16 protein-coding genes are annotated in these 17,593 nt (G+C 62.6%); 5 read left to right on the top strand and 11 right to left on the bottom strand.

The window, feature by feature from the left end; genetic code table 11:
• Nucleotides 1–54: 54 nt before the first annotated feature.
• The 3 genes from HHL22_RS17815 to HHL22_RS17805 form a co-directional block, all read right to left on the bottom strand.
• Entirely contained in the window at nt 55–1,146 is a 1,092-nt protein-coding gene (locus HHL22_RS17815) for a lipocalin family protein (RefSeq protein WP_169532757.1), read from the bottom strand.
• Nucleotides 1,147–1,219: 73 nt separating this feature from the next.
• On the bottom strand, nt 1,220–1,708 hold the full coding sequence (locus tag HHL22_RS17810; protein ID WP_169532756.1) for a hypothetical protein: 489 nt from the start codon (nt 1,706–1,708) through the stop codon (nt 1,220–1,222).
• Between the two features lie 63 nt (nt 1,709–1,771).
• Nucleotides 1,772–2,926, bottom strand: coding sequence for a hypothetical protein (locus tag HHL22_RS17805; RefSeq protein WP_169532755.1), 1,155 nt, complete (start codon nt 2,924–2,926; stop codon nt 1,772–1,774).
• Nucleotides 2,927–3,172: 246 nt separating this feature from the next.
• Between HHL22_RS17805 and HHL22_RS17800 the strand changes: the two genes are divergently transcribed.
• Entirely contained in the window at nt 3,173–4,930 is a 1,758-nt protein-coding gene (locus HHL22_RS17800) for an amino acid permease (RefSeq protein ID WP_169532754.1), read from the top strand.
• Between the two features lie 18 nt (nt 4,931–4,948).
• On the opposite strand, the gene HHL22_RS17795 is transcribed toward HHL22_RS17800, so the two are convergent.
• The 3 genes from HHL22_RS17795 to HHL22_RS17785 form a co-directional block, all read right to left on the bottom strand.
• On the bottom strand, nt 4,949–6,277 hold the full coding sequence (locus HHL22_RS17795; RefSeq protein WP_169532753.1) for a Fic family protein: 1,329 nt from the start codon (nt 6,275–6,277) through the stop codon (nt 4,949–4,951).
• A gap of 174 nt (nt 6,278–6,451) precedes the next feature.
• Nucleotides 6,452–6,625: an AlbA family DNA-binding domain-containing protein gene (locus HHL22_RS17790; RefSeq protein ID WP_169532752.1), complete on the bottom strand. Its 174-nt coding sequence runs from the start codon at nt 6,623–6,625 to the stop codon at nt 6,452–6,454.
• A 486-nt stretch (nt 6,626–7,111) separates the two neighbouring features.
• Nucleotides 7,112–8,710, bottom strand: a complete 1,599-nt coding sequence (locus tag HHL22_RS17785; RefSeq protein ID WP_169532751.1) for a S53 family peptidase — start codon at nt 8,708–8,710, stop codon at nt 7,112–7,114.
• Nucleotides 8,711–8,845: 135 nt separating this feature from the next.
• Here HHL22_RS17785 and HHL22_RS17780 point away from each other — a divergent pair, with 135 nt between their 5' ends.
• The 3 genes from HHL22_RS17780 to HHL22_RS17770 are packed head-to-tail and all read left to right on the top strand — an operon-like array spanning nt 8,846 to nt 10,000.
• Nucleotides 8,846–9,409, top strand: coding sequence for a hypothetical protein (locus tag HHL22_RS17780; RefSeq protein WP_169532750.1), 564 nt, complete (start codon nt 8,846–8,848; stop codon nt 9,407–9,409).
• A 35-nt stretch (nt 9,410–9,444) separates the two neighbouring features.
• Entirely contained in the window at nt 9,445–9,795 is a 351-nt protein-coding gene (locus HHL22_RS17775) for a hypothetical protein (protein ID WP_169532749.1), read from the top strand.
• Nucleotides 9,788–10,000 carry a hypothetical protein gene (locus HHL22_RS17770; RefSeq protein WP_169532748.1) on the top strand — a complete coding sequence of 71 codons (213 nt, stop codon included), beginning with the start codon at nt 9,788–9,790 and terminating at the stop codon, nt 9,998–10,000. The genes HHL22_RS17775 and HHL22_RS17770 overlap by 8 nt, the downstream gene beginning before the upstream one ends.
• Before the next feature lie 193 nt (nt 10,001–10,193).
• Here the strand turns inward: HHL22_RS17770 and HHL22_RS17765 are convergent, their stop codons facing one another.
• Nucleotides 10,194–11,171: a DMT family transporter gene (locus HHL22_RS17765; protein WP_241738170.1), complete on the bottom strand. Its 978-nt coding sequence runs from the start codon at nt 11,169–11,171 to the stop codon at nt 10,194–10,196.
• Nucleotides 11,172–11,250: 79 nt separating this feature from the next.
• Here HHL22_RS17765 and rpiA point away from each other — a divergent pair, with 79 nt between their 5' ends.
• Complete coding sequence (gene rpiA, locus HHL22_RS17760) at nt 11,251–12,000, top strand: ribose-5-phosphate isomerase RpiA (RefSeq protein ID WP_169532747.1); 750 nt, start codon at nt 11,251–11,253, stop codon at nt 11,998–12,000.
• 145 nt (nt 12,001–12,145) lie between these two features.
• Here rpiA and pgl read toward each other — a convergent pair whose 3' ends face one another.
• The 4 genes from pgl to dusB form a co-directional block, all read right to left on the bottom strand.
• Nucleotides 12,146–12,880 carry a 6-phosphogluconolactonase gene (gene pgl / locus HHL22_RS17755; RefSeq protein WP_169532746.1) on the bottom strand — a complete coding sequence of 245 codons (735 nt, stop codon included), beginning with the start codon at nt 12,878–12,880 and terminating at the stop codon, nt 12,146–12,148.
• A gap of 141 nt (nt 12,881–13,021) precedes the next feature.
• The gene (gene zwf, locus HHL22_RS17750; protein ID WP_169532745.1) at nt 13,022–14,542 is read right to left on the bottom strand and encodes a glucose-6-phosphate dehydrogenase; all 1,521 of its coding nucleotides are present in this window, start codon (nt 14,540–14,542) and stop codon (nt 13,022–13,024) included.
• 131 nt (nt 14,543–14,673) lie between these two features.
• The gene (gene gndA, locus HHL22_RS17745; RefSeq protein WP_169532744.1) at nt 14,674–16,161 is read right to left on the bottom strand and encodes an NADP-dependent phosphogluconate dehydrogenase; all 1,488 of its coding nucleotides are present in this window, start codon (nt 16,159–16,161) and stop codon (nt 14,674–14,676) included.
• A gap of 283 nt (nt 16,162–16,444) precedes the next feature.
• Nucleotides 16,445–17,437 (bottom strand): tRNA dihydrouridine synthase DusB, encoded by a 993-nt coding sequence (gene dusB, locus HHL22_RS17740; protein WP_169532743.1) that lies wholly within the window; start codon nt 17,435–17,437, stop codon nt 16,445–16,447.
• Nucleotides 17,438–17,593: the final 156 nt, after the last annotated feature.

The raw sequence follows: 17,593 nt of genomic DNA, 5'->3' as shown, positions 1-17,593 counted from the left end.
AGGCGCAAATACCGCGGCATTCCTGCTCCAGCCGCGCTTGCGCTGCCAGGCGCCCTAGCGGTTCGTGATTTCTACGTAGGCATTGCCCGATACGGGCTGGCCGTGGTGCGTGCCCGTGACGCGGCACATGCCCTCCCAGTAGTACATGGTGAAGGCGTGAAAGAAGCGCAGGCCCAGCTCCTGGTCGGGCACCAGCGGCTCCACGGTCAGGTCGTAGCCCTGGGCGGGCACCTGCACGCGCCATTTGGCTGGGTACTTCTTCTTCGACTTCGGGCTAACCCAGTACGTGAGGGGCGTGAGTTGAAAGTCGGGGCCGCCGAGGTGCGTGTTCTGGTTGTCGGCCGAAAAGTAGGACCCGTTGTTGAGCTGCTGGCCGGTTTCAGTATTGCGCAGCGTGTTGAGCATCAGCTCGGTGCTAATCTTGGCTTCACCCCTGGGCTCTTGCAGCTGGATGCTCATCCAATCCCAGCCTACGCCCTTGCTCACGATGCTGGTGCAGTTCCACTGCCGGTCGTACCACAGCTCGCCCGTTACCTGGTGGCGCTGGCCGCCCACCAGCAGCGTGCCCGTCGTGGCCAGGCGCGGGTAGCTGTAGTAGCCAGCCAAAATGCCCTGGCCGTAGTTTTCGTAGCCCGTGCCGCCGTGCAGCAGCACGGGCTTGGTGGGCGTGGTGGTCAGGTCGAGGCCATAGCCTTGGTTCTGCTTGCCGGTGAGGTTGGCGGCAAAGTGGTAGCGCCCCTCCTGCCCATCGAAAATCCAGGTTTGCCCGGCTTTGTGGTCGCGCAGGCGCAGGGGCAGCGAGTCGGTGAGCAGGCGCGGCCGCTTGTCCAGCTGGTAGTCGTAGTTGAATTTCTGGCCCCTAGGGTCGGTAATAGCCACATTTACCATCTGGTAGTCGTCGCGGCCATCCTTCAGGTTGAAGTGAAAAAAGACGTACTCAATGCCGAAGGTTTCGCCGCTGGCCTGGTCGCGCAGGTGGCCGGTGAGATACCACCACTCCAGCGAGTTTTTGGGGTGCACGGCCTCGTCCTGGGGCAGCTCAGCGCGGGTAGCAGTAGGGTTAAAGCGGGTGGTTGGCACCGGCTTAAAGGTAGCGCAGGCCGCCAGTAGTAGGGTCAGCAGGCCTAGGGTAGGCAATCGTAGCATATCCCTAGGCAAAGGTTTTTACAGGCCGAAAAGTTTGTTCGGCACCTACTTGGTGCCGGGCCGCGCCGTTGTGTTAGGGCAGTTCCTCCACGTCGCCCATCAGCTCGCCGGGCGGCGCGCTAGCTGAGTCCGCGGCTACCGCCACCGAGTCGGTTGCTAAAATCGTGGTGCCCGCTACCGCGCAGCTGTCACAGCCGTCAGCAAACCGAGCACTGGGCGCGGTGGCAACGGGCCGTGGCTCGCCGAGCGGGTGCCGGCAGCTTGGCAGGGCCAGCGTGGCCAGCAGCACACCCGTTAGCCAGGCCTGCCAGCGAGCAGCCGGGCGCGCGGGCGCGGCAACGGCCAGCGGCCGCGCCAGCTGCCCGGCCCGAAAGCGTCCGCAGGTATTGCCACGGTCTGCTTGCGCCAAATAGGCCAGAATCTCGGCGTCCGTTTTTCGGGTGAAATCGACCACTACTTTCTGGCAAGCGGCGCAGCGGCGGCCGGGGCCGGTGGGCACCATGGCCGCCCAGCTTTGGGAGCAAGGCCGCGGAATAGTGAGCCGGGTAGCAGGGTGGGGCATGGCGGGGCAGGGTGGGTGTAGGTAACCCGATGCCAACAATGGCCTTTTCGCACACGAGGGCAGCTAGTAGTTTTTCAGTTCCACTTGCTGCAGTTCCTGCCAGTCGAGGGCGCCGGCATCGAGGGGCACGTTGCTGCCGTGCAGGGCGCCGTTGCGGTCCTGGTACACGTGGTTGTAGCGGTCGTCCACGCGGTAGCGGTCGCCGGTGGCGGGATTGTCGTAGCGGGTTTTGCCGCTCAGTAGGTCGCCGCGGGCCTGGGCAATCTGGTCTTGCAAGCGCTGGCGGTCGGCGGTGGTTTGCTGCTGCAGCGCCAGCTGGTGCTGCTGATACGCCCGGTAGGCCTCGGCATCGCGCTGGGTAGCCTCTTGGTTGCTATGCTGCCCGCGCTGGGTGAGCTGCTGGTTGAGGCGCTGCCAGGCGGGATTGATGCTGAACGACTTGCGCGCCGCCTGCGTGTAGGCAAACGTGGGCGCCAGCTCGCCGCTGGTCTGGGTGATGGAGGGCAGCGCCGCCCACTGGTAGTACACCTCGCCGCTCATGTTGGTGGCGTGGGTGTTCACCACGCACTCCACGCGGGCGCGGCGGCCGTTGGGTAGGCGGCCGTCTACGTAGCCCGTGGCCGAGCTGCCCCCGGCTGGCTGCTCGTGCTGGCCAGTGGGCTGCAGGCGAAAGCCTTGCTGCGCCAGGTTGGGCAATAGTACCTGCCGGATGTAGGCGAGCGGGGCCATGGGCGGTAGCTCATACTCGTCGTGCCGGGGCGTGGCCAGGCCCATGCTGGCGGCCTGCTGGCGCAGGCTGCGCGCGGTGGGCCCATCTTGGTAGTAGTAGGGCCGCTCGGGCAAAAAGTCAATCTGCTGCTGCCCGTCGGGCGCCAGTAGCCGCAGCGATACTTGGGTGATGGGCGTCGCGCCGTTCCACTTGCGCGTAAACGCCTGCTGCAAGTGCCAGCCCCGCGGAATCTTCAGCGCAAAAGCCACGATGTTTTGCATGCCGGGGTCGAGGATGCCGCGCACGGTATAAGGCGCAGCCGGGGGCGGGGTGGGGGCAGTGGGCGTCATGGGCGCGGTAGCAGCGGGCTCGGTGGAGGACGGGGCCGCCGCCGTAGCCTGGGCGAGGTCGCGGGCGGCCTGGGCGGCGTGGGCAGTGGCGGTGGGGCTAGCGCCCTCGCAGGCGGCCAGCAGGGTAGCCAGGGGCAGCAGAGAGGTAGAAAGCTTCATCGGCAGCAGGGGGCGCCTGGTCGGCCCTAGGGGTGAAATAGGTGCTAATGGTCAAGTAGTTATTAGTATCAAAAATATCAGGCAGAAGCATCGCTTGTGCTGGCGAGTGAAAATTTTTCTGGGCTTTATGCAGCCCTAGGGCACGGCCGGCTGCCTAGGGCCACCCTGGGGCCTTGTGGTGGTAGCGGGCCGTGGGGCGTAACTTGCCCGACTGCTACTTTGCCGGTTTAACTCGCCCTCGCCCGAATGCCTCCTGCCACCAACTCGCTCTTTCGCCGCAAAACCGTTGAGTCCATCCTGGCCCACCCGCCCGCCGATGCCGAAGGGCACGGCGGCGGTGGGCTGGCCCGCCACCTCACCGTGCGCGACCTCACGGGCCTGGGCATTGCGGCCATCATTGGGGCAGGCATCTTCAGCACTATCGGGCAGGCCAGCCTCAACGGGGGGCCGGCCGTGTCGCTGCTGTTCGTCTTCACGGCCATCGCCTGCGCGTTCTCGGCTTTGTGCTACGCGCAGTTTGCGGCCACCATTCCGGTCAGCGGCTCGGCCTACACATACGCCTACACCTCGTTTGGCGAGCTGGCGGCCTGGATTATCGGCTGGGCGCTCATCATGGAATATGCGGTGGGCAACATCGTGGTGGCCATTTCGTGGAGCGACTACTTCACTGGCCTGCTCGACGGCGTGGGCCTAGCCCTGCCCCGCTGGCTGACGATGGGTACCCAAAGCGCCTACAGCGGCTACCAGGCCGTGCTGGCCGTGATGCAAGCCGGTGGCAACCTGCAAGCCAGCACCACGCCCGCCCAACTAGCCGGCTACCAGGCCTGGACCAGCGCCCCCGAGTTGTTCGACGGCTTCCGGCTAGTGGTCGATTTGCCCGCGTTTGGCATCACCGTGCTCATCACGGCCCTAGTTTACGTGGGCATCAAGGAAAGCAAGAATGCCTCTAACCTGCTGGTAGCCTTGAAGCTAGCCGTAGTGGCCATTGTTATCGCGGTGGGCGTGTTCTACATCAAGCCCGCCAACTGGACGCCCTTCGCCCCCAACGGCATCGGCGGAGTGCTCAAGGGCGTGTCGGCCGTCTTCTTTGCCTACATCGGCTTCGACGCCATCTCGACCACCGCCGAGGAGTGCAAAAACCCGCAGCGCGACTTACCCAAGGCCATGATGTACGCGCTCATCATCTGCACCGTGCTCTACGTGCTGATTACGCTGGTGCTCACGGGCATGGTGAGCTACAAGGAGCTGGGCGTGGGCGACCCGCTTTCGTTCGTGTTTGCCAAGGTAGGCCTGCCCAAGTTCTCGGGCCTGGTGGCCGTGAGCGCCGTGTTTGCCATGGCCTCGGTGCTACTGGTGTTTCAGCTGGGGCAGCCCCGCATCTGGCTGACGATGAGCCGCGACGGGCTGCTGCCGCCGGTATTTGCCCGCATCCACCCGCGCTTTCACACGCCCTCGTTCAGCACCATTGTCACGGGCCTGTTCGTGGGCGTGCCGGCGCTGTTTCTGAATATGGACCTGGTGGTGGACCTGACCAGCATCGGCACGCTGTTCGCCTTCGCGCTGGTTTGCGGCGGCATCCTCATCCTCGACCCCTACGGCCAGTCGGGCGCCCGCTTCACGGTGCCTTACCTCAATGGCCGCTGGCTGGTGCCGGCCATCTTGGTGGTCAGTGCGTTGCTGCTGTGGCAGTACGACCGCGGCACCCTCGTGAAGCTGCTAGAAGACGTGGACGGCACCACCGCCGCCCGCACCCACGAGGGCTACTACGCCGTCTTCCGCCACCAGATTCCCTACCTCGTGTTCATCCTGGCGGCGCTGGCCATTGCTGTCGTCACGTTCCGCAAAAAGCTTTCGCTGCTGCCCGTCCTAGGCCTGCTCACCAACCTCTACCTGATGACGCAGCTCGGCATCAACAACTGGACGATGTTCTTCATCTGGCTGCTGATTGGCCTCGGGATATACTTTACGTATGGCCACAAGCACTCGAAGCTGAATGCTAAATAAGCAATTGGTGGGGATGGGTTAGCCGCCGCTCAAGAAATTGCGTCCACGAATTGTAGTCTGATATCGCTGATTAGGAGAGCTAGGAATTGCTGGTAGTGTAAGCGCAAGTAATCCCCGCTGAATTAGTGCGTCGGTATAGCCTGTTTTGAAGCGGCTCCGGCTGGTGAAATCCAGCAACTGCATAACTTCAATCAGCGGCCTTGGCTCCAGGCAGACCAGCAGCGTGGCAACCATATTACGCAGCCGGATGGATAGTAGCTTGTTCCCTTTCTGGGCTAAGCTGAGTCCCTGCCAATTAGTAAAAGCGGGTATTTCATCATCTGACGTATGTTTTTCCAGATTGAGCCTGTTCCCTTTTTGCACCCAGCTTGTACCTAGCTCGTAAGCCAGGCGTTCAGGATTGTCGAGCAATGTGCGTAGGTCCTGACCTACGGCAAGCTGCCGGGTCATCTGCCGGTCGCTTTCCGAAACGGACAAATCCAAATAGCTCAGCCACAAGTCGGCTACTTCGCCGAGCGGGTACACGGCCAGTGGTAGCACCGTCTGAAATACATTGCCGTCCACAAAGCGCGGCGCGGCCCCGCGCACATAGCGTGGCAGGTACTTAGTGATATTTAGGATACCGGAGCCTAACTCATCTACCCGACCCAGTTGCAAGAAAAACTTGGCGATGCTAGGGTTTTTGGGGTAGGGCGAGAAGTTGTCGAGTTGCATCGGGCCGGGGCTGTGGTGCGGTACGTTGGCGTTTTCGGCCTCCACCCGGTCACTATAAATAACAAGCGTGGTGGGGCGGGCGTTGGTGTACTCGCGGTGGACGAGGATATTGGCCACTACCTCGCGGAAAATCTTGTCGCGCAGACTCACGCGGGTAGTGCCTTCTAAGTAAAAGGAATCGGGTAGATGCTTGCCAATGAACTCCATCAGCAGCACATAGGCTTCAATCAGGTTGGTGCGCACGTCGAGGCGGTCATCGTAGCGGTCTAAGTCCTGGCGGCGCACCAGCGCGTCGATGCGGTGGTGTGGTACAATCTGCGCGATTACTTCGTCCTGGCCGAATAGCAGGGCGGCGGCTAGCGTGTAGCCCTCCTTGCCGGTCTGGAAATCGCGCTTATACAGGCCTGCCTTAGCTAGCATCTGCCGGTCGTCCAAGGCCAGCCAGGGATGGTCGGGGTTGCGGTTAGCCATCAAGCGGCGCACTCGCGGAAACAGGTCGGCGCGGAGGTCTTCAAAGCGCAAATACTCGTAAAGGGTGCCTTCTGTGTAGAACAGCCGCTTACGATTGTACAGCTCAGCGATGCGGGCGGGGTCGGTTACACGAAAGTCGCCGTCTTCGGAGCGGTCATACACAGCCCCACGGGTAAGGTGTAATTGCGAGTCGGCTACCACCTGCACACATAGTACCACCTTGCCGTCTAAAACTGCCTGAGTAGGAAACAATACACAGGCTGGGTTGAGCTTTTCAGCGTTATTGGATTGCGTGGCAATGTTAGTACGTAACGTTTCGACCGCTTCCGGCCGCACTCATAGCACTGTGCTATCGTCGGCCACACCTAGCAAGATGGTACCGCCCTCACGATTGAGGAAGGCACAGGCCGTGTCGAAGAAGCTGTCTGGCAGGGCCATGGCCGCCTCCTTAAACTCTACTCGAATGCCCTCGCCCTGGGCTAACAGCTGGCGTACTTGTTCAACGGTCATGGCAGGAGTGGGAAGGCGACAGCGACGGCCGTGCGACAGGCAAAAATAGCCGGCCGGCAGCCTATACCCTTTTCTGTGGTAGCCTGTTCCCTACTTGCAGTAAAAAACGCATTTAGCAATAGGTAAGACATATTTCAACTGCCGCAGCCTGTTCCCTCCCTGAGCTAGGCGAGGATAATACTAAATTCTACCCTGACTTTCTTTTATGGACTGACAAGTGCTTATGGGCTATCGACCCTAAGGATGCCCACATTGCTGAAGAGGCAATTTATAATAAGCTGCTGAGTGTATCAGATGTGGACAGAATGCCTTAAAAGTGCGAGTGGCTCTGACGCTGCAAGGTCGCACTACGTGCTAGGCCCCAATAATCGTCCGCAAAAGCAACTCAGTGATGGCTACACGCTACTTTGGAAAGAGAGTGGTACAATACGGTCGCGGCGATTTGACTCGTTAGGGTCGTTGGGGGTGAGCTTGAAATAACTATTCCTACGCCGCCGGTCTACTGCCGCCCTGCAAGGCCGCTAGCAGCGCGGCGCCCCTAGGGCTACCCCAGCCGGTGCAGGCGTCCCAGCCGGGGCCGGCCGCGTAGGCGCCGTTGGTGCCGCTGGTGATGTCGCGGGTTGCGTTTTTGCCGATTAGCGAGCCGTAGAGCAGCGGGTTGAGGAAGCCCACCGGCCTAGGGAGCTTTTGGTTGAGCAAGGCCAGCAGGCCGGCCCAGAGCGGTGCCACGGCGCTGGTGCCGCCAATAACCAGGTCTTGGCCATCCACGCGCACCTGGTAGCCGGTGTTGGGGTCGGCGTCGCCGGCCACATCGGGCAGGCCGCGGCCGGGTTTGGCGGCAGCGGGCAGCGTCAGTTGCTGCTGGTAGTCGGGCACCGGGAAGTAGGCACTGATGCCCCCGCCCGTAGCGCTGTCGGGTCCCTCGTTCCACACCACCTCGCTGCTGATGCTGGGGCCGCTGGCCACCAGCTTGGTGCCGCCGCAAGCCAGCGCGTAGGGGCTGCTGGCCGGAAAGTCGGCGTGCGGCTGGCCGTCGCTCACGCCGTCGGCCGAGCCGTTGTCGCCGGCGGCGCAACACACCGTGACGCCCAGCAGCGCGGCTGACTGAAATGCTTGGTTGAACTGGTCGAGCGCCTGGCTGGTCCAGGTCGATTCAGGCCCGCCCCAGCTGATAGAGATGATGCTCGGCTTGTTAGTCTTGTCGTGAATGGCTTGCGTAATAGCATTCAGGAAGCCCTGCGAGGTGTTGGCCGCGAAGTACACCACAATCTTCGCCCTAGGGGCCACGGCGGCGGCCACCTCAATATCGAGCAGCACCTCGCCATCGGCGCTGTTGGCATTGGTGGGCTGGTTGCGGGCGCCGCCCACGCTCACCACCTTCACGGTAGGCGCGGGCAGGCCTAGGCCCGCAAAATACGTTTTGAGGTCCTGCGGCTTAAAGCCCCCGCCCAGCTCGATGATGGCAATGGTTTGCCCCGCGCCATCCAGCCCCGCCGGAAACTGGTAGAGCTGCGCCAGCTGCGGCGGCGTGAAGGCGGCGCTGGCCGCGTGGGCTACAATGGCCCCCGGCCCGCGCCCCGGCCGCACCTGGAAGTGCGGCTCGGCCTGCGGCCGGTCGTCGAGCCCAAACACGCCCTGTACGATGTCGCCCAATGGGGCCGGCACCGTGAGCACGCCCGTGCGGCCCCGGTAGGTGCCGCCGGGGCTGTGGTAGTGCTGCAGCTCGGTGCCAAAGGCGGCGCCCATGGCGGCGGCCGTGCCCGCCAGCACCACGCTGCGCCGGGCTGCATCGGTGTGCACCACCGCCAGGCCGTGGGCGTGGGCAAAGGCGTGCACCTGGGTTAGGTCGTGGGGGTCGGCGCCCAGCTGCTCGTCGAGCTGCTCGCGGGTGAGGTAGGTGCGCTCGGCGGGCAGCTGGTCGGCAAAAGGACTGGTAGCCAGTAAGCTGGCCGGGTCATTTTTGGGGCGCACGCGCACGGTCACTTCTAGGCGCTCGTCGAGCGCGGGTGCGTGGGCGGGCAAGGCATCGGGTAGCGGCTGGCGCTCGCTGCCACGCACAACAACGCGGCTTTCGGGGGCTTGCATGGCAAAATGGGGGCTAGGGAAGGAGACTGCGGCTTTTACGCTAAAAACCGGGGGGCCGGTGACAGCCTGCGAGGCTAATTAAGCAACCCCAAAGTAGTCGCGCCTTAACTTGCTGGGCTTTTCCGCTTTGCCCCCATGCCGCCTCTCCCACCCGGCGAAACCTCGCTTATTACCCTGCGCCTGCGCGGCACGCTGCCCGCCGCCACGGCCCGCAACCTACAAAATACGCTGGCCGCCGCCCAGGCCATTGGCCTGTGCCACCACCGGGCCCGCAAGCAGGTATTTGGCCACTTCGACGCGGCGCTCGACGAGCGGCCGATTGGCCCGCAGTACTTTGATAGCGAGGCAGTTGCCACAAAGTTGGCGGGCGAGTTTACCATGCTGGCCGAGCTGGGCTTCGTGGTGCACGGCTTCGTGATTTTACCCAACCATGCCCACGCCATCTTGCACCTGCCGGCCCGCAGCAGCCTCAGCTTCGCCAAAGCGCTCGACTTGCTGCACCAGCGCACCGAAGCCGCCTGCCGCCGCCTGGTGCGCCCAAAGCTGCCACCCGAAGCCCTGTTTTGGCAGCCCGGCTGGCACGAGGTACCCCTGGCCGATACCGCCGAGCTAACGCGGGCCCTAGCCTACCTGCGCCGCCAAGCCGACCGCGGCCGTCTGGCCGAGCGCTACCAGGCCTGGCCGTATAGCCATGAGTAGTGCCCACTTGCGCAGTTTCTTGCATAAGTTGCTTCATGCGCTCAGTCCTGCTCACCCTGCTGCTGGCCAGCTTGCCCATCGTACTCGGCTACTACCTCAACGCCAGTGCTCCGCCACCTACCAGCCGCTACGAGCGCGCCCGCTGCACGCGCTACTGCGCGGCTCACGGCTGCCGCCACGCCACGCGGGCGAATAGCCCGGCGTACTACCACTTGCGGCCGCTATACGTGGCTACGGTGCGCGGCTTGCACGCCGGCGGCGCCGGTAATTACGTGCTGATGAATATTTTATTCTACCTACTGCTGCTGCCGATTTTGCTGGTATGGCTCACTTATGCGGCGCTACGCGATGCGCGGCGGCTCCGGCAGCTTCGGCGCTATGTTTAGCACCTTTAGCACCCTAGGGCAAGCTATGCGCTGGGTTTTCTGGTATTGCTGCGACTTCATGGTCAACCTAGGCAACCGCACGCACACCTCCTACTACGAAGCCAACACGTGGGTGCTGCTCTTGCTTTTACCGGGGCTAGTGGCGCTGCTCATCGGGGTGCGGGTGGCGCAGTGGTTTCAGCTGCGGCGGCAAAGCCGCAGGTGAGCATTTTAGTGAATCGGCTGGCTTAGGGCCGGCAACTGCTATTGATGCTAAATGCTGCTGATAATGAAAGGATTACCTGATTTATCAACGTGGCCGTTACCTATGCCGACCGCCTTGCTGAGAGGAAGCATCATACTGGCTTCGGCGGTGCTAGTACAGTAGCAGGCTGCCCCAGCCAGGTAAGGATACCTGTTTACTTGGCCCGGTGAATAACCCACACGCCGGCCAGGATAACGACCATCCCTAGGCCGTGCCAGAGGTTAAAGGCTTCGCCGTCGAGCGCGCCCCAGCCCAGCGCCACGATGGGGATGAGGTAGGTGCTGGACGAGGCAAAGAGCGTGGTGGACTGCTGAAGGAGCTTGTTGAAGAGCAGCGTGGCCACGGCCGTGCTCATGGTGGCCAGCAGGGCAATGTAGCCAAACGCCGCCCAGGCCCCCGGCACCGTAGCCAGCTTGTGCACGAAGCCAGTACCCAGTAGCAGAAACGCCAGCGCCGGCCCACCAATAATAGCCAGCAGCAGCGACGTAACGGCTACCGGCCGCAGGCCATGCAGGCGGTGCTTTATCACATTCACGCTCAGGCCATACCCTAGGGTGGCGGCCACGATGTAGAGGCCGTACCAGGCGTTGCCGGCGCCGCGCGGGCCGGTAGCCTCGCCGCTGCCGCCCAGCAGCATCAGCACCACCGTGCCGGCCAGCCCTAGGGCAATGCCCAGTACCCGCGCCCCGGTGAGGCGCTGCCCAAACAGCCAAGCGCCCATCAGCAGCGCAAACACGGCCGTGAGGGCGTTGAGCACGCCGGCCAGGCCCGAGGCCAGCCGCGTTTCGGCGTAGGCAAATAAGAAGGCGGGGATGAGCGTACCCACCGTGCCGCTGAGGGCCAGCCACTTCACGCGCCCGGGCTGGATGCGCCGGGCCTCGCCCACGGCAAAGGGCAGCAGCAGCAGCGCCGCTACGCTGACGCGGCAAGCGCCCAACTCCAGGGCCGAAAACACCACCAGACCCTTCTTCATCAAGATAAACGACGTACCCCAGATGAGCGACAGCACTGCCAGCAGGGCCCAGGCCGACGCCGAAATGGCGTCCGGCTTGGGCGTTACCGCGGCCTCGGGGCCTAGGGCCACGGTGGGCGGGGTAGCGGTGGGCAGCGGGGGCAGGCTAGAACTGGGCATCAAGCAAAATTACGCCCTGCCGTGGCCGCCGTTCGGGCGGGCGGCCGTTCCTTTGGGGTCCCAACCAACTTTGCCCGCCATGCCTGCCCCGCTGCTCAGCCCCGCCACCCAAGAACACGAAAAAGCTCTGGCCGCCGCGGCCGCCCTGCGCTGGGTGCGCGACGGCATGGTGCTGGGCCTGGGCAGCGGCAGCACCTCGGCCCAGTTTATCCGGCAGCTGGGCGCGGCCGTGCAGCAGGGCCTGAAAGTAAGCGGTACCGCCACCTCGCTGGCCAGCGAAAACCTAGCCCGCCAAGTGGGCATTCCGCTGCTGGAGCCGCGCCGGGGCCTGCGCTTCGACCTGACCGTGGACGGCGCCGACGAGCTAGACGGCCAGCTGCGCCTGATAAAAGGTGGCGGCGGCGCGCTGCTGCGCGAAAAAACCATCGAAACGGCCTCCAACTACCTGCTGGTGGTGGCCGACTCCAGCAAGTTGGTGCCGGTGCTGGGGGACTTTCCGCTGCCGCTAGAGGTCGTGCCCTTCACCCTGCCCTGGGTGCTCGACGCGGTGCAAGCCCTAGGCGGTAGCCCGGTGGTGCGCACCTCCCTTACCGAGTCGGCCGAGCAGTACCGCACCGACCAGGGCAACCTGATAGTGGACTGCCACTTCGGCCAGATAACCGACCCCGATGCCCTAGGCCCCCAATTGCAAGCCATTCCGGGCGTAGTCGAGCAGGGGCTGTTTTTAGGCCTTGCCAAAGCTGCCATCGTCATTCAGCACGGTCAACCCATGCTGCTCAAGCCCGGCGAGGCGCCCCGCCCCGCTAGTGAGTTTACGGAATTGCCCTAGAGACTTACAACCAACAAAAAAAGGTGGTCATGCTGAGCGCAGCCGAAGCATCTCTACCGTGTAAGTAACCCTAATGTTTGGAGTTAGCTACGCGGTAGAGATGCTTCGACAAGCTCAGCATGACCGCCTTTTTTGCTCTAATAAACTACACGCCCTTTTGCTCCAGCTCGCTGGCGGCAGCTTCGTCTAGGTACCAGGCTACGTCGCCGCTGGTGGGGGCAATAAGCTGAGCCGGGTACTGCTCAATGTTTTGCTCGGTGCCCAGCACCTGGGCCACCGCTTCGGCCTTGCCGGCGCCGAAGGCCAGGAAGGCAATTGCGCGGGCTTGGTTGATGAGCGGCGCTGTGAAGGTGATGCGGTACACCTGCTGCTCGGGCAGCCATACCTCCTTCACACCCACCGTCTTATCATGCAGCACCGGCGTGTGCGGAAACAGCGAGGCCGTGTGGGCGTTGTCGCCCAGGCCCAGCAGCACGAGGTCGAAGCGGGCCTTGCGCTCCCCAAAAAACTCCTCGATGGCCACTCCGTACTGGGCGGCGGCTTCGGCCGGCTCCTCCTCGGTATCCACCGCAAACACCTGGTTGGGGCGGATGCCTAGGGGGTCGAGCAGCGCCTTTTTGGCCATCAGGTAGTTGCTGTCGGGCGAGGTGTGGGGCACGTTGCGCTCGTCGCCAAAAAAGAAGTACACCTGCTCCCAACTCACTTGCTCGTGGTAGGCGGGCGAGGCCAGCAGCTCGTAGAGGCGCTTGGGCGAACTGCCACCCGACAGCGCCACCACAAACCGCCCGCGCGCCGCCACGGCTTGCGCGGCCAGGGCCACGAAGTAGTCGGCCAGGGCCTGAATGGCGGCGTCGGAAGTAGGAAAAACGTTGAGCTTCATAGTCTATTAATGTGGAGATGTGAAGAATATGGAAAATGTAAAAATGGTGACTTAGCCAGTTGCCAAGTACTAGCTGAAATACCTCTGAGGAGGTATAGCCGCATTTTTCACATTGTCACATTTCCCTATTTTCACATCCTATTACTTGTCGTGCAGCGGCAAGGTAAACCAGTGAAAGCCGTCCTTTGCGATGAGTGCCTCAGCCACCTCGGGCCCCCACGAATCGGCCGAGTAGTTGGGAAAGTTCTGGCTTACCCGGTTCTGCCACGAGGTCAGGATGGGCATCACCAGGTCCCAGGCTTCCTCTACCTGGTCGCCGCGCATAAAGAGCGTTTGGTCGCCCAGCAGCACGTCAAGCAGCAAGGTTTCGTAGGCTTCGGGGGCCTGGGCCACGTAGGTACCCTTATAGTCGAACACCATGTCCACGGCGTTCAGCACCATGTCTACGCCGGGGCGCTTGGCCTGCACTTGCAGCCGGATGCTCATTTCGGGCTGAATGCTGATGATGAGCCGGTTTTGGCGCTGCGTATCCATCATCGAGCTAGGAAAGATGGAATGCGGCACCTCCTTAAACTGGATGGTGATGACCGAGGCCGTGCGGTGCAGGCGCTTGCCGGTGCGCAGGTAGAACGGCACGCCCTGCCAGCGCCAGTTGTCCACGAAGAACTTGACGGCGGCGAAGGTTTCGGTGTTCGACTGCGGGTTGACGCCCTGTTGCTCGGCTTCCTGGCGGTAGCCGGGCACCTGCTGGCCCTCAATCCAGCCCGGCCCGTACTGCCCGCGCACGGCCATGTCGCGCACGCTCTCGGGGGTGAAGCGGCGCATGGCGCGCAGCACATCCACCTTGCGGGCGCGCACTTCCTCGGCCGTAAAGCTCACCGGCGGCTCCATGGCTACGATGCACAGCAGCTGCAAAAGGTGGTTCTGAATCATATCGCGCAGGGCGCCCGAGCCGTCGTAGTACCCTAGGCGGTCGCCCACGCCCAGCTGCTCGGTCACCGAAATCTGCACGTGCTCGATGTAGTTGCGGTTCCAGAGCGGCTCCATTATCGCGTTGGCGAAGCGGAAAGCCATGATGTTCTGCACCGTTTCCTTGCCCAGGTAGTGGTCGATGCGGTAAATCTGCTTTTCCTGGAAGATGCGGCCCAGCAGCGCATTCAGCTCCTTAGCCGATTCCAGGTCGTGCCCAATCGGCTTCTCAATCACGATGCGCGTGCGCTCGGCATCGGCCGTGAGGCCCGCCTTGGCCAGGTTTTCGGCAATGATGGGGAAGAAGTTGGGCGCCACCGCCAGGTAATAAATCACGTTGGCCGGCTGCTGCCACTCGCTTTCCAGTTCCTTGATGTGCTCGCCAAAAATCTGGTAAGTGTCCGCGTTCTGTACGTCGGCCGGGTAGTAGTGCACGTGCGGCGCAAAGCTGTCCCACTGCTCGGCTTTGGCCTTGCCGCTGCGCGAAAACTGGTCGATATCCTTGTGCAGGCGCTCGCGGAAATCGTCGTCGGTGAGCTTGGTGCGGCCCGTGCCCACGATGGCAAACTGCTCGGGCAGCCAGTGCTCCAAGTATAGGTTGTAGAGGGCTGGGGCCAGCTTGCGGGCGTTTAAGTCGCCGGTGCCGCCGAAGATGATGAAAATTGTCGGCTGCGATTTTAATTTAGAATCCATAGAAGGTGCTTGGTCGAAATTGTCATTGCGAGCGCAGCGAAGCAATCGCGTCAGGACGTAGAAGTTCGGGTTTCGTACTGGTGCGATTGCTTCGCTGCGCTCGCAATGACAGTCTGGGAACGGTAGCAGCCTTACTCTTTGGGCACGGCCGGCGGCTCGTTGGCCGCTTGGCCCTTGGGCGATTCCACGTTGCCGCGCAGGCCCGTCCACTGGGTGTGGAAGGTGCCTTCCTTGCCAATCAGCTCGTAGGTGTGGGCCCCGAAGTAGTCGCGCTGCGCCTGAATGAGGTTGGAAGGCAGGCGCGCGGTGCGGAAGGCGTCGAAGTAGCCCAGCGAGGCCGTGTAGGCCGGCACCGGCAGCCCCGCCGCCACGGCCGCCCCAATGATGGCCCGCGCGCCCGGCACGGCGCCCTGCACCAGCTCCTGCACCTTGCCATCGAGCAGCAGGTGCCCTAGGGCCTTGTCGTGCTCAAAGGCATTGTAGATGTCATTCAAAAACGCCGACCGGATGATGCAGCCGCCACGCCAGATTTTGGCAATGGTCGAAAGGCTCAGGTCGTACTTAAACTCGGTAGAAGCCCGCGCCAGCATGTGCATGCCCTGGGCGTAGGAGATGATGGTGCAGAAGTAAAACGCCTGCTCCAACTGCTTCAGCACCTCATCTTTGTCGCCCGCTACCTGGCCAGCGGCCGGCTCATACAGCGTGCTTAGCTGCACGCGCAGGTCCTTATATTTCGACAGGTCGCGCATCGACACGGCCGAGTCCACGGTCGGAATGGGCGCCTGCAAATCGAACGCCACCTGCGAGGTCCACTTGCCGGTGCCCTTGGCCCGCGCCTCGTCCTTGATGTCGTTCAGGAGCAGCGTGCCGTCGCCATCGGGGTTTTTAAAGGCAAAGATGTCCTTCGTAATATCCAGCAAAAACGACTGCAAGCGCCCGTCGTTCCACTTCGCAAACTCCTGGCCGATGGCGTCGTCCGCCATCCCTAGGCCGGTTTTCATGAAGCCGTAGGTTTCGGCAATCAGCTCCATCAGGCCGTACTCGATGCCGTTGTGCACCATCTTCACGAAGTGCCCGGCGGCGCCCGGCCCCAGCCAAGCCACGCAAGGCTCGCCGTCTACCTTGGCCGCGATGGCTTGCAGCACCGGCTCCATGGTTTTGTAGGCGTCTTTGTCGCCGCCCGGCATCATGCTGGGCCCAAAGCGGGCGCCTTCCTCGCCGCCGCTCACGCCCATGCCGAAGAAGTGCAAATTCTTGGCTTTCAGCTCCTCATCGCGCCGCGTGGTGTCGGTATAGTACGAGTTGCCGCCGTCGATGAGGATGTCGCCGGGTGCCAGCAGCGGGCTGATTTCGGCAATCACGCTGTCCACAATGGCGCCGGCGGGCACCAGCATCATAATGGCCCTAGGGGTCTTGATGCTGCTTACGAAGGCCTGCGGGTCGGTGAAGCCCGCCACGGGCTTGCCCTGGCCTTCCTGGCTTAGCAGGTCTACCTGCTTTTGTTGTTTGTCGTAGCCGGCTACGGCAAAGCCGTGGTCGGCCATGTTCAGCAGCAGGTTGCGGCCCATGGTGCCAAGGCCAATCATGCCAAACGCGAAGTTCGCGGGGGTATCACTCATCGGGGTGCTTTGGGGGAAAGTGATTGAAAGCGCAAATGAACAGCTATACGCGAAAACCGCCGCAAAGCTGCCTTGTCTTTAACCAGCATCCCCTCCAAAGTTCTGTTGCCGCCGAGCTTAACCAGCTGAATGTGGGTAATGAGAGCCCAGCAAAAAGGCGGTCATGCTGAGCTTGTCGAAGCATCTCTACCGAACGATACCCTAGGTGGCGTGGTAGAGATGCCTCGACAAGCTCAGCATGACCGCCTTCTGACTAATGTTTCCTTAGTTGTTTCCCTATGCCCTAGGCGCCCACCAGCACAGCGTTGCTGGCCGCTACTTCCTCTAAAATGGCGCGCACCTGCTCGCCATCCTCGGCGTCTACCAGGCGGCTGCGCCACTGCTTGGCGCCCTCCAGGCCGCGGAAATAGTGGGCGTAGTGGCGGCGCATCTCAAAGATGCCCGCCTTGGGCCCTTTCCACTCCAGGCTTTTCTCGAAATGCATGCGGCACATGGCCACGCGCTCGTCCAGGGTGGGCGGGGCCAGGTGCTGGCCGGTGGCCAGAAAGTGCTTCACCTCCCGAAAAATCCAGGGATAGCCGATGGCCGCGCGCCCAATCATCACGCCGTCTACGCCGTAGCGGTTTTTATAGTCCAGCGCCTTTTCGGGTGAGTCGATGTCGCCGTTGCCGAAGATGGGGATGCGGATGCGCGGGTTTTCTTTGATTTTGGCAATCAGGCGCCAGTCGGCCTCGCCCTTGTAGAGCTGCACGCGGGTGCGGCCGTGCACTGTAAGCGCCTCAATGCCCACGTCTTGCAGGCGCTCGGCCACTTCCTCCACGTTCTTGGTGTCGTCGTCCCACCCTAGGCGAGTTTTTACCGTTACGGGCAGGGGCGTGTTCTTCACCACGGCCGCCGTCATGGCCACCATCTTCGGAATGTCGCGCAGCAGGCCGGCGCCCGCGCCGCGCAGGGCCACTTGCTTCACCGGGCAGCCGTAGTTGATGTCGATGAGGTCGGGCCCGGCCTCGGTGCTGATGGCCGCGCACTCGCCCATCGTTTCCACGTCGGAGCCAAAGAGTTGAATACCAATGGGCCGCTCGTAGTCAAACACATCGAGCTTCTGCCGACTCTTGGCCGCGGCCCGTATCAGCCCCTCGCTCGAAATAAATTCGGTGTACATGAGGTCGGCCCCGTTGGCCTTGCACACGGCGCGGAAGGGCGGGTCGCTCACGTCCTCCATCGGGGCCAGAAGCAGCGGAAAATCGGGCAGTTGAATATCTCGGATGTTGGGCACGGCGGATAGGGGCTTGAAGATGGGCACTATAGAACGTCATTCCGAGCCCGCGAGGAATCTCGCCCGCGTCGTTAGACGAATCCCAAAAGGCGCGAGCAAGATTCCTCGCGGGCTCGGAATGACGTTCTGCTAAGGCAGCATCAGTAAACGACAAAT

This window comes from Hymenobacter polaris, assembly GCF_012927305.1.
In the GTDB taxonomy this organism is placed as follows: domain Bacteria; phylum Bacteroidota; class Bacteroidia; order Cytophagales; family Hymenobacteraceae; genus Hymenobacter; species Hymenobacter polaris.
Note: the sequence above shows the minus strand (reverse complement) of the source record. Positions and strands in the feature narration are given on the sequence as shown.